Below are 12,278 nucleotides of genomic sequence, written 5' to 3'. Positions count from 1 at the left end.
CTGCAGCTTATTACAACAAAATATTCCTGCAACATTAGGATTATTATTTTTTATCCGCAATACCCACTTTTAGTGATATTTCATCTTTTGGAATTTGAAATCAATTTATTAAAATTTAGATCCTTTCTTGAAGAATGGGCGTCGCCATTTCTATTCAAAAAAAATTAAGAACAATTAAACATTCTTCTATAAAATAAAATTTATATTTGATGAACAAATAACCCCACCAACTATGAGTTTCAATTCTAAAAATCCATTTTTAAATAATAAGACTTTTTCATCAACAGCTGTTTCAAAAAAAGACGAAGTACATCAAGCAACTCTAATTGATTACAATCAAGAAATGACTTTGTCAGGAACCATCAATAAGAGTTTAATTCTATTTTTACTTCTTACAGCTTCAGCAATGGTAATTTGGTGGTTGACTTTTAATGGAATGAATCCAATGGTTCCAGCAATTGGCGGTGCTATTGTTGGACTTATTCTAGTCGTGATTTCAGCATTCAAACCACAATATTCTCCCTATTTAGCTCCTGGATATGCCTTGTTCGAAGGGTTGTTTATTGGTGGAATTTCGGCAATATTTGAAGCAATGTATCCTGGAATCGTAATTCAAGCAGTAGGTGCAACTTTTGTAACGTTTATGGTTTGCTTAGGATTGTATAAATATAAAATTGTAAAAGTAACGGAGCAGTTTAAATCCGTTGTTGTGGCAGCTACGCTTGCTATTGCAACTTACTATCTTATATCTTGGGTATTTTCTATGTTTACGAGTTTTGTTCCCGTGCATTATGGCAACTCGATGATGAGCATCGGAATCAGTATTTTTGTGATAGTTATTGCTGCTTTAAATCTATTTTTAGATTTTGACCGAATAGAAAAAGGAGCCGAACAAAAAATGCCAAAATACATGGAATGGTATGGCGCGATGGGATTAATGATTACACTGGTTTGGTTGTATATAGAATTTTTAAGATTGTTATCTAAATTGAACAGTAAAAACTAAGTCTATTGTAAGATATTTCAATAATGAGAAAACCTTTCTAATTTCAGAGAGGTTTTTTTTCGTTTTATGCTGCTTTCTCAAAAGCTATGTAGTGGCTTAAACGTCCTTTCAAGTTGAAAATAGGAAATCCTTTTATCAAACAAGCATAAACCTCTCCATTCTTTTTATAATTTAAGACTGTTTTTTCAAAAGGTTCTTGAAGCTCTATTGCTTTCCGGATTTCATTCGAAGTAACCAAGCTAGTCTCCTCACCTTGAAACATCTTAGGACTTTTACCCAAAACTTCTGCTGGCTCATAGCCACTCATTTTTACTATGTTATGCGAAGCAAAAACAATAGTCAATTTAATATCCGTTACAATTATTACTTCCTCTTTGAGTCTTATTTTTAAATCCCAGTTGTCACAATCCCATTTATTTTGAACAGCAATTGAGTTGAGTTTATTTAAATCCAGAAAGGAATTCTTTAATTCATATAAAAATTCGTGATGGAAATCCCAAGAAAAAACTGGCGGTTTTTTTACGTTCAAGCAACTGTGATACTTCGCAATAGCTCCATCATATTCTTGAAAATTACTCATGCTGTTTTGTATTAAAAACCAAATGTAATTTTATTTATAAAAACAAAACTATAAATTTCAGACTTTAACCATTGTTGAACGAGGTCAATTATCAATCAAAAATCAAATTTTAACTGCACTACAACAAATTTCTTCTCTTCGGTATTTAAATTACTTAATGAAATCCCAAGTAGCCGAACGGAATCTTTCATCCGTTCTTGATACAATAGTTCTTTTACGACTTCTACTATCAATGCTTTATCAGAAATAAAATAAGGCAATGTTTTGCTTCGGGTTTGTTGTGTAAAATCACTGTATTTAATTTTTAAAGTGACTGTTTTGCCTGCAACATTGTATTTTTTCAACCTTCTTTCTAATGCACTGGCAATAGTTTCAAGCTGTTCTAACATGTAAATTTCAGAAGAAAGATTAACATCAAAAGTGTGTTCTGCTGCAACCGACTTTGTAATTCGATTAGATTTCACTTCGCTATTGTGAATCCCTCTCACAACATTATAATAGAAACCTCCGGACTTACCGAAATGTTTCTCCAAAAACTCCAATGATTTACTTTTTAATTCGAGGCCGGTAAAAATCCCAAGTTGGTACATCTTTTCGGTGGTGACTTTTCCAACACCATGAAATTTCCGAATGGGTAATTCTTCCAGAAATGAAATGACTTCATCAGGATTAACCGTTTTCTGTCCGTTGGGTTTATTATAATCACTGGCAATTTTAGCCACAAACTTATTGACTGATATTCCAGCCGAAGCCGTTAAACCTACTTCATTGAAAATACGCTGTCTTATTTCCTGTGCCAATAAAGTAGCACTAGGATTCCCTTTTTTGTTATTGGTTACATCTAAATACGCCTCGTCGAGTGACAATGGCTCCACCAAATCCGTATAGTCATGAAAAATTTTGTGAATCTTAGTTGAAATCTCCTTATATCTGTCAAATCGGGGCCTTACAAAAATGAGTTCGGGGCAGTTTTTCTTAGCCATAACTCCACTTATAGCACTACGAACACCAAATTTTCTAGCCTCATAACTCGCTGCCGCAACAACGCCACGGTTTTCAGAACCTCCTACAGCAATAGGCTTTCCTCGTAACAATGGATTGTCCATCTGCTCCACCGAAGCATAAAAAGCGTCCATGTCGACATGTATGATTTTTCTATTTGGAATTAATTCCTGCATCTTAAACTAATTGCATACCCATTCCTATTTCGAATGGTTTACTATTCTCTAATTATTTTGTGTCCTCTACATGTAAATAATTTTCGACTACTACCGATTTATTTTTATTTTCTGTTGGAAAAAAGAAACTAATTGGTCTGGATTTGAAATGATTCCAAATGGAAACAGTAACAAATCGCAATTCAAATAACGAGATGGCTCTTGATCGAAATGCCAAACCTAATGATAGACTAAAGCTCACCATAAAGTTAACCAACCCAATGATACCAATTCCAAATATACCCCAGAATAACATCGAGTCACTCACCACATAATTTGCACCGTATAACGCTAAGGCTAGATTTCCACTACCAAAAGTAATATGCCTAATATCGAGATTCAATCCTAAAAACAAACCAATTGACGCCGTACTTCCCATAAAGATACCAAACCAAAAATTTGAAATAATACCAGCCCATCTTTTTTCATATAACTTAGCTAATTTGAGTGTTTTCTCTTTTCCTAAACTCCTTTTCAATGCGGGATGTTCCGTGATGCGGAAAAAAACTTGGTTGTGTTTGTCTCTGTTAGCAACACTTCCTGTAATGATTCCGGATAAAAATAAAAACACTCCTGCAATAGCCGCATGAACAATCGCTAACGAATGTATAGGACTTAAATCAATAAGTAAAGACTCCCATTTGGTCGTAGCAATATTATAATTTAAAAAATAATCAATCAACCAGATTCCAAGTAATGAAACCGGAAAAGCCATAATCACATTCCCCACAAATGCTATAAACTGAGAGCGAAAAACACGTGCAAAAAGAATAGCAAAAGCTTTATACTTTTCGGCATCTTTACCTTGTTTTATTACTCCTTCTTCCAGCGCTTTTATCAAGGCAGAAGCCGTCATGGCAGGTTGTTTTGTTGCCAAAGTAAAACCCAGAAGATAAATAGCAATAAAACCAAAAGCATAATTCATACTATAAAGAAAAGCATGACCAAAAAAACTCGTATCTGCCTTAGAAAGCAAGACTTTAATGATGCACAATATTCCCACAATAAATCCTCCACCCAGAGCGGTTCTAAACATTTTAAAATACTCCTTTCGGCTTTCAGTAATATAATGTTCCCCTGTTTTAGCCGTATGTTGTGTTATTTCATAAGAAATGAGTTGCGTACTTTCACCAATAAACTTTCGAACATTATTCTTATAACAATTGTATTTAATTAATTGCAAAGCCAATGTAATTCCATTACCTCTTTTTTGGATCTCTTTATCTACAATCAATAACGGAAATAAAAACTTCAACCGTTCTAATTGCTGTCTGATTTTTAATAAATTCTGGTTTACCCGAAGTGAAATTCCATATTTAGAACTGTTATGAAACGCTCGATCAACAAATTCTTCACACTGCTTGTGCAAAACCAATAGTTGTGCATAAAACAAATCATTCGATTTTAAAAAATGCTTTTCAGAATTTCTAATTTTGTCCTCAATTTGGAACAATTCCTTTTCAAAAGCAGAGAAAGGACTCTCATAATCATCAAATTCCGGAACCATTTTGATAACATCCGTTTCCATAGCACGACCACTAATTCGCTGTGTTATCAAATGCATTGCCACTAAAAGTTCCGACAAGACTGAATTGGGTTCCGTACTTTCATAAATCGATTTGAATTTTAAAAGTCCATACAATTCCTCCAATTGATTGGATGGAATTTTGTTAATCCAGATCGTATCATTATCCAGATAGAAAACTTGATTGAGAATATATTCTAATGTGTCTTTTTGTGGCTGATACGGTAAAAATTTAGCGAAAATTCTTTTTTTAACTTCAAAAATAAAATCTACATCCTGTAAAATAGCTGCATCAGAAAGGATTTTATTGAATTTTTTATCTTTTAAAATTTCTTCGAGATACATCGAAAGCTGTTTCCGACAGGAATAATTTTCTTTTAAAAAAGAAATTATCACCTGTAAATCTACCATTTCCACGTTTTTAGTTTTCAAAGGTCGAATCAACCGAATTAGTTGGATTAAAGGTTCTAAGTTATCATCTGTTTCACGCCACGATTGACTTTCTCCAAAAAATTCAGTTAGTAGTCCTGAAGGTGTTGGCTTAGATTTTACTTTAAAAAATGGCATAGTTGAATTTGTTCTGTTTTTGTAAAAATACAAATCGACACATGAACTTTCACTAACTTATTCATAAAATAACTGAACTTTAAAGTATTTATATAAAAGCGAAGCTGTTCATTAAAAAAAACGAAAAAATCAAACTGTATGATTAAAAACCATGTACTTGTTCAAAAAACAATTCGAGACAAGCAATTTTAAACGGTGCTAAAAGATATAAAAACCAACAGAAGAGAAATATTTGGTACCTTTGAATTACGGGACTAGCCCGGATAGCAGTGGAAATCTTCGATTGAAAAAAACTATTTTTTCTTTTAAAAAAGAGCGACTAAAGAAGCTCCTTTTTTAAAATAGAAAAAAAGTTTTATGATTGAGAAATTGAAACGGATAGCTGGTAATAGCTCCAAATACTTAGACAAATCCAACATAAAATGATTGAAATAGAAAGAAAATTTTTAGTTAAAGACAATTCATTTAAGGCAGCCGCTTTCACCCAAAACCACATTGCGCAAGGGTATTTAAGCTCGGTTCCAGAACGCACCGTGCGCGTACGTATAAAAGGCGACAAAGGGTATTTGACTATAAAAGGCGTTTCAAATGATACTGGGATGTCTCGATTTGAATGGGAAAAAGAAATTCCTGTTACCGAAGCTAAAGAATTATTACTTTTGTGTGAGAAAGGCGTTATCGACAAAACCCGTTTTGAGATACAGCGAGGGAATCACGTATTTGAAGTTGATGAATTTTATGGCGAAAATGAAGGATTGATTGTTGCCGAAATTGAACTTGAATCTGAAATGGAGCCTTTTGAAAAACCAGCTTGGCTAGGAGTTGAAGTGACTAATGATACACGTTATTACAATGCTTACCTAAGCAACAATCCATATAAAAAATGGTAATTTAATTACTTAATACTGCTATTGTTACTTGTAATCCTCCACTATTTTTATTGGACGCAATATCCATAAATGCGCGTTTTGAAAGGTCAATTTCTCTAGACTTTACAAATGGACCTCTATCAGTAATTTCGACAATTACGGACTTTCCATTTTTTTCATTAGTCACTTTCACTTTTGTTCCAAATGGGAGTTTTTTGTGTGCTGCGGTATATTTATTGTTATCGAATTTTCTGCCGCTTGTGGTTCTTCTTCCATTAAATTTATCGGCATAATAAGACGCATGCGCCTCTTTTTTATAGATTTTAAATTTTCCTAGTGATGTAATTAAAGAGTCTAATTTATTTTCTTGTTGTTCAACTGCTATTTTGTTCTTTTTTAGACTGTCTTTTTGTACTGTAGCTTTTTGTCTATCTAAGGAACTTTGACTACTGACTATGCTAATAATTGCCAACAAAAAAAATAATGTTATTGATTTTTTCATGTATATCTATTTAGTTAAATCTATTTTACAAAAACCATACCTAGATAAAAAAAGCCCTATTTCTAGAGCTTTAAACGGTTTTTTAAAACCACATTTTCCATGGAATTCTACTTAAAATAAGCAACAATCCTAAACCATAAAAAATAGAAAACGTTTTGAATTTTGACTCACTTGCAGTGAGTTTTTTATGTTTTGACCATCCTATTGTAATCAAAGTAATTGCAATAATATTTATTAATGGATGCTCTAATGACGTTAAACGCAAAGCTTTATCTGACATTTGTCCTAATGAAGCCAATCCTAATGGTGAAACAAAATATAAAATTAAACCAAGCAATAATTGTGTGTGTGTACCTATTAATGCGAACAATGCAATCTTTCTGTCTTTTGAAGTAAATTCTTTTTTAGAAAACATTCCAATAAAGGAATTAATAACTGCAACCACTAATACTAAAAGTGCTAAATAAGCCCAACCGGAATGAAATTTTTGAAGAAATTCGTACATAAATAATGTTTTTGTTTTAACAAATATAAGAAAAAAAGGCATAAAAAAACCACGCATTAAAGCGTGGTTTTTATTTTTTGACATTTTGTTTAGGTATTATTTACCAAAAATATATCTAAGTGTAAACTGTGCTTGCCAAACATCAAAAGTTGAAGCATTTTTTTGGAAAGTATCTTTAATTAAAATTCTACTTCCATCAGCTTCTACTTGAGTCGCTAATTGGAAAAAAGGAACATTAGCAGTCGTTGTTCTGTAATTCAAAACATTCGCATTTGTAACTCTTTGCGTAACACCCCAATCTTTATTAATGAAATTTGTAAAGTTTAAGATATCAGCTCTGAATTGGAAATTGTTCTTTTTACCAGCGATTGTAATATAAAAATCTTGGGTTGCTGATAAATCTAATCTATGCAACATAGGTAAAACTCCTCCGTTTCTCTCTGCATACTGTCCTCTTCTTGTAGAAAGATACTTATCTTGATTGATGTAAGCATCGTAAGCGGCTCGTTGTTGTGCTTCAGTATAATCTGTCACAACAGTACCATTTGTTACTGAAAGTGATTGGAAACGAATTTCATTAGCACTTTTAGGAACATAAATCAAGTCGTTATTATTTACTCTGTCCCCATTCATATCACCTCCGTAAGAGTAAGAAAATGGTCCAGCTTGCTCCCCAATGTATCCTAAGTTGATTGAAGTAGCTGCTCCAACATTTTTACCATATTCAATTTTGTATCCTATAATACCCACCAATCTATGTGGTGTATTATTGTTAGACAATGCTAATGGTAAGTCGTTATTTCCATTTACAGATCTAGCACCTGTCCATGAACCAGAAGCAATAGAACCAGGAGATAATAAATCATTAGCACTTGAATGCGTATATGCGAAAGATCCCCAAAGACCTTTTTTATATGGATACTCTAATTTAAAAGTTGTAGAATAAAAATATCCTTTATCAGTGTTTGTTAAAACAACTGCACTAGAAACATTATCATTTACACGAACACCTGCATCGGTACGAGCATATCTTGGTCTGTTATCCGAACCGCTGAAAGTTCCAACAGGAGCATCAAAATTAGCATTATAATAATGTATCGCATTAATATTTCTTTGAAAAATACCTTCTACTGTCCCTACAAAACCAAAAGGAAGTCTTTGATCAACAGCTATATTAGTTTTCCAAACTTGTGGAAATTTGAATTTTTTATCGGTAAAAGCCAATTCAAAAGTAGTAGGAAGAGTTGGAGTTTCCGGAATGAAATGATCATTAGGATTTGGAGTAAAACCGTACCCACCTGAAGCTAATGCCGAACCACTTACATCAACAAAACCTGTAAGAACACCATTGTTTCCAATAGCATTAGATAAATAAACTGAAGGTGCTCTTCCTGTAAATATACCACTACCCCCACGAAGTTGAGTAGTTGAATCTCCATTTAAGTCTAAGTTGAAACCAACTCTTGGCTCAAACAAATACTGAGTATCAGGCATTTCACCTGTATTAAACTTTTGTCCTTGTCCAAAAGTTAATGCCGTAACTGCAGGGTTTTCAAGGGCTGTATCAGCAAACCAAACTGCTGAAGCGCGAAGACCTACTGTTAATTTGAATCTATCACTCAACTTCATTTCATCTTGAGTATATAAATCTAATTTATTAGACTTAAATATTTGTAATGGCTCTTGAGCTCCTGGTAAAGCTGAATATCTAAATTGAAAACGTGCAGGAAGTGCCGTTGTAGATGGAATTCCTCCTGTGTTAGCAGATTGATTAGCCGCTGCATAAAAATCAGTTAGTGAATTAAAAACATAAACACCGTTTGACCCGGAGAAAAACAAGTTACTTGATTTGAAATACTCAAAATTAGCACCAAACAATAAAGAGTGCTTTCCTATAGTTTTAGTCAAATTATCTGTAAAGTGTAATGTAGAATAAGAAAGTTTATTCCCTTGTGTAAATGGATCTAAACCAGCTGAAATATATGTATTTGCTCCGTTTAGTATATCAATTGTTGGGAATAAACCACCCCCTTGTAAAGCTCTATCTTCAATTTGTTTGTCGTAACCCGCAATGAAGTTATTGTACCATGAATTACTTAATTTACTATTCAACTCTATAACAGCTGATCTAGTATTATCTAAAATAACATAACCACTGTTTTTAAAAGACATTGCAAGTGTACTAGTCCTTCTGTTACCAAAACCTAATGAATTTGAGTTTGAAGTCAACTCATCAGAATTAGAGTCGTGAAAAACATAACGAGCTGTCAATTGATGATTGTCATTAATATTCCAGTCAACTCTGGCAAGGAATTTTTTTGAAATTCTTTCAGCATCATAGTTTTCCCAAGGCCCAGTAGTATAATTAAATTTATCTTGTAAAAAATTAGAAAGTGTTTGCATTTCCGCATAAGTAGGAGCTGAAACCTGAGCACTTTGCTGTGGAGAACCTGTAGATGTCCAAGTTGTAGCTGGGCTTATGTTTTCTAATGTTTCAAAATTTCCAAAGAAAAACAATTTGTCTTTAATGATTGGCGCTCCAATTCTTGCTCCCCAAATTTTTTCTTCGAATTTTCCGGGAATAACTACTCTGTCTCCAGCTTTAGTTCCAATGAAATCTTTTTTGTTACTTCGGAATGAATTATAAACTGATCCCTCTATCTCATTTGTTCCACTTTTAGTAACTGCATTTATTCCAGATCCTAAAAATCCTGACTGACGTACATCATAAGGAGCAATACTTACTTGCAATTGCTCAATAGCATCTAAAGATATAGCCGTTGAACCTGTTCTTCCTCCTGCTTGTGAGTCACTCCCTAAACCAAAACCATTATTGAATACAGATCCATCAATAGTAAAATTGTTTAATCTTGAATCCTGCCCTCCAAAAGTACCATTACTACCTGCATTGGCATTATACTTTGTGATAGCATTTATTGAACGTGCACCAGTTACTGGCACAGCTGTGATCTCTCTATTAGAAAATTGTTGAGAAGCTCCAGTTCTTCCTTTATTGAAAGTCCCTTTTGATTTCGTAGAAACTACTACAACTTCGCTTAAAACATTTGACTCTTCATCAACAACAATATTTATTGTTATATTATTACCTAAAGGTGCATTAATCTCAGTAATTTCAGTTGTTTTGTAACCAACATAAGTAACTTTTACAGTGTAAGGACCTCCTGGTCTAATTCCTTGAACAGCATATCCCCCGTTAGAACCTGTTGTTGAAAAATATTTTGTTCCAGTAGGTTTATGAACAATTTCAACTGAAGCACCTGGTAGCGTTTCACCGGTGCTTGATTTAACAGTACCAGACATTGCAGAACTAGTAACCTGCGAATGACCAACAGCTGATAAAAAAATAATCAAAATAAAAATAATTTTCTTCATTTTTGTTTTTTGTTTAATTTATTAATTTTTAGCAAAATTATAACATTTAAACTGCATACTGTTATGAAAACGTTAAGAAAATCCGTCTAAATCACAATTTTTTGCTTTAAAGTGATTATTGCAACATAATTGTTAAAAAATAATTTAATTATTGTTTTTTAACAATTATATATATTCATCTAATAAAAATATTATAAAAACCAATTTGTTAAAAAATAGAAATCATTATCAAAAACTCACTATCACTGAATTACTTACATAAAAAAGCCCCGATTTTTTATAAAATCGGGGCTTTTAAGTATTTAAAAATTTAAAAACTAACAAGAGTCATTTTGAATCTTCCTAATTAAATCAAATTTAAAACTGTTTTATTTATTCGAAAGAAAATGATTCAATAAAAATGCAGTTGAAGCATCGTGGTTTTTTACTTTTTTAGTGTTAATCTCTTCTAAAATTGAGTTGGCTAATTGTTTACCAAGTTCAACACCCCATTGGTCATAACTGAATATATTCCAGATAATTCCCTGAACAAAAATCTTGTGCTCATACAACGCAATCAAAGAGCCCAAAGTTCTTGGCGTCAATTTTTGTATCAAAATGGTGTTCGTAGGCTTGTTCCCTGTAAAAACTTTAAATGGCAAAAGAAATGCTGCTTTATCTGTGGCAAGTCCTTGTTTGTCAAATTCTGCCTGAACCTGTTCCTTGGTTTTTCCATGTAACAAGGCTTCAGTTTGTGCGAAAAAGTTAGACATCAATTTATCATGATGGTCTTCATCGCCATACAGCGGTTTTATAAATCCAATAAAATCAGTAGGAATCAATTTTGTTCCCTGATGAATTAGTTGAAAAAAAGCATGCTGAGAATTGGTTCCTGGCTCACCCCAAATAATAGTTCCTGTTTGATAGTTTACCGGTTTCCCGTCACGACCAACACTTTTCCCATTACTTTCCATCGTTCCTTGCTGTAAGTAAGGTGCTAATTTTTGTAAATATTGTGTATAAGGAATTAAAGCTTCGCTTTCTGCTCCAAAGAAATTATTGTACCAAACGCTCAATAAAGCTAAAATTACCGGTACGTTCTTGTCAAAATCAGCAGTTTTGAAATGGTCATCCATTTCGTTTGCACCACTTAATAATTCGTCAAAATTTTCGAAACCTACCGCTAAACTTATTGAAAGTCCTACTGCACTCCACAAAGAAAAACGACCTCCAACCCAGTCCCACATTGGGAATACATTATCCGGATTAATCCCAAATTCTGTTACTTTTGCAATATTGGTAGAAACCGCAACAAAATGTTTAGCAACATCTTCTTGTTTCGCTGCTTGTAAAAACCATTTTCTTATTGTTTCAGAATTAGTTAATGTTTCCTGTGTTGTAAATGTTTTAGAAACAATAACAAAAAGCGTAGTTTCCGGATTTAGTTTTTTAATAATTTCATTTACATGATCCCCATCAACATTCGATACAAAATGAACGTTTAAATGATTTTTATAAAATTGTAATGCTTCTACAGCCATTGCCGGTCCCAAATCTGAACCACCAATACCTATATTTACAATATCAGTAAAAGGTTTTCCTGTAAAACCAGTTCTTACCCCTGAAGTTACTTCGTTCGTAAAGGCTTTTATTTTATTTTTTACCTCATAAATTTCAGGAACTACATTTTGTCCTTCTACATTTACAACAGCTGATTCTTTGGCTCTTAAAGCACTATGAAGCACCGCTCTGTTTTCCGTTTGATTGATAATTCCTCCATCAAAATAGTCTAAGATAGCACTTTTAAGTCCTGCTTCTTCTGCCAACTCAAGTAATAATTCAAGAGTTTCCTGATTGATGATATTTTTTGAATAATCAATTAAAAAATCATTCCATTTCAAGTTGAATTTTTCTGCTCTTGAATCATCTGATTGAAACATTTCTTGCATTGAAGCTTTTTGCATTTCACTGTAATGCATTTGAAGTTTCTTCCAAGCTACTGTTTCTGTTGGGTTTATTGTATTTAAAGCCATTTATATTTGGATTGTAGTTTTGTTTAATTTTTGGCAAAAATACTGAAATTAGTTTTAATGCTAAATGAGTTTTCGATTATATAACAATTTAGCAGGAAAAAC

General features: G+C 32.9%; 9 protein-coding genes. 2 read left to right on the top strand and 7 right to left on the bottom strand.

Going from position 1 to position 12,278, the window contains the following annotated elements; translation table 11 throughout:
- The first annotated feature begins 232 nt into the window (after window positions 1–232).
- Window positions 233–1,006: a Bax inhibitor-1/YccA family protein gene (locus tag ACM55F_RS06935; protein WP_416853066.1), complete on the top strand. Its 774-nt coding sequence runs from the start codon at window positions 233–235 to the stop codon at window positions 1,004–1,006.
- Between the two features lie 64 nt (window positions 1,007–1,070).
- Here the strand turns inward: ACM55F_RS06935 and ACM55F_RS06930 are convergent, their stop codons facing one another.
- The 3 genes from ACM55F_RS06930 to ACM55F_RS06920 all read right to left on the bottom strand — a co-directional run bounded on the left by ACM55F_RS06930 (window position 1,071) and on the right by ACM55F_RS06920 (window position 4,895).
- On the bottom strand, window positions 1,071–1,586 hold the full coding sequence (locus ACM55F_RS06930) for a PAS domain-containing protein (RefSeq protein ID WP_416853065.1): 516 nt from the start codon (window positions 1,584–1,586) through the stop codon (window positions 1,071–1,073).
- A gap of 95 nt (window positions 1,587–1,681) precedes the next feature.
- Window positions 1,682–2,764, bottom strand: coding sequence for a DNA polymerase IV (dinB, locus tag ACM55F_RS06925; protein WP_416853063.1), 1,083 nt, complete (start codon window positions 2,762–2,764; stop codon window positions 1,682–1,684).
- Window positions 2,765–2,816: 52 nt separating this feature from the next.
- Window positions 2,817–4,895: a recombinase gene (locus tag ACM55F_RS06920; RefSeq protein ID WP_416853062.1), complete on the bottom strand. Its 2,079-nt coding sequence runs from the start codon at window positions 4,893–4,895 to the stop codon at window positions 2,817–2,819.
- A gap of 422 nt (window positions 4,896–5,317) precedes the next feature.
- Between ACM55F_RS06920 and ACM55F_RS06915 the strand changes: the two genes are divergently transcribed.
- Entirely contained in the window at window positions 5,318–5,785 is a 468-nt protein-coding gene (locus tag ACM55F_RS06915) for a CYTH domain-containing protein (RefSeq protein WP_416853061.1), read from the top strand.
- A 1-nt stretch (window position 5,786) separates the two neighbouring features.
- Here the strand turns inward: ACM55F_RS06915 and ACM55F_RS06910 are convergent, their stop codons facing one another.
- The 4 genes from ACM55F_RS06910 to pgi all read right to left on the bottom strand — a co-directional run bounded on the left by ACM55F_RS06910 (window position 5,787) and on the right by pgi (window position 12,176).
- Window positions 5,787–6,266 (bottom strand): septal ring lytic transglycosylase RlpA family protein, encoded by a 480-nt coding sequence (locus ACM55F_RS06910; protein ID WP_416853060.1) that lies wholly within the window; start codon window positions 6,264–6,266, stop codon window positions 5,787–5,789.
- A gap of 82 nt (window positions 6,267–6,348) precedes the next feature.
- The gene (locus ACM55F_RS06905) at window positions 6,349–6,771 is read right to left on the bottom strand and encodes a hypothetical protein (protein ID WP_416853059.1); all 423 of its coding nucleotides are present in this window, start codon (window positions 6,769–6,771) and stop codon (window positions 6,349–6,351) included.
- A 96-nt stretch (window positions 6,772–6,867) separates the two neighbouring features.
- Window positions 6,868–10,164 carry a TonB-dependent receptor gene (locus ACM55F_RS06900; RefSeq protein ID WP_416853058.1) on the bottom strand — a complete coding sequence of 1,099 codons (3,297 nt, stop codon included), beginning with the start codon at window positions 10,162–10,164 and terminating at the stop codon, window positions 6,868–6,870.
- 368 nt (window positions 10,165–10,532) lie between these two features.
- Window positions 10,533–12,176: a glucose-6-phosphate isomerase gene (pgi, locus tag ACM55F_RS06895; RefSeq protein ID WP_416853057.1), complete on the bottom strand. Its 1,644-nt coding sequence runs from the start codon at window positions 12,174–12,176 to the stop codon at window positions 10,533–10,535.
- Window positions 12,177–12,278 lie beyond the last annotated feature (102 nt).

It is taken from the genome of Flavobacterium melibiosi (assembly GCF_048158545.1).
GTDB classification, from domain to species: Bacteria; Bacteroidota; Bacteroidia; order Flavobacteriales; family Flavobacteriaceae; genus Flavobacterium; species Flavobacterium melibiosi.
The sequence above is the reverse complement of the archived record's forward strand: the minus strand, read 5'-3'. Positions and strand labels throughout refer to the sequence as shown.

Bases quoted from the DNA above. Each gene is read 5' to 3' on its own strand.
- ACM55F_RS06935 (WP_416853066.1), top strand. From the start codon at position 233: ATGAGTTTCAATTCTAAAAATCCATTTTTAAATAATAAGACTTTTTCA.
- ACM55F_RS06930 (WP_416853065.1), bottom strand. From the start codon at position 1,586: ATGAGTAATTTTCAAGAATATGATGGAGCTATTGCGAAGTATCACAGT.
- dinB (WP_416853063.1), bottom strand. From the start codon at position 2,764: ATGCAGGAATTAATTCCAAATAGAAAAATCATACATGTCGACATGGAC.
- ACM55F_RS06920 (WP_416853062.1), bottom strand. From the start codon at position 4,895: ATGCCATTTTTTAAAGTAAAATCTAAGCCAACACCTTCAGGACTACTA.
- ACM55F_RS06915 (WP_416853061.1), top strand. From the start codon at position 5,318: ATGATTGAAATAGAAAGAAAATTTTTAGTTAAAGACAATTCATTTAAG.
- ACM55F_RS06910 (WP_416853060.1), bottom strand. From the start codon at position 6,266: ATGAAAAAATCAATAACATTATTTTTTTTGTTGGCAATTATTAGCATA.
- ACM55F_RS06905 (WP_416853059.1), bottom strand. From the start codon at position 6,771: ATGTACGAATTTCTTCAAAAATTTCATTCCGGTTGGGCTTATTTAGCA.
- ACM55F_RS06900 (WP_416853058.1), bottom strand. From the start codon at position 10,164: ATGAAGAAAATTATTTTTATTTTGATTATTTTTTTATCAGCTGTTGGT.
- pgi (WP_416853057.1), bottom strand. From the start codon at position 12,176: ATGGCTTTAAATACAATAAACCCAACAGAAACAGTAGCTTGGAAGAAA.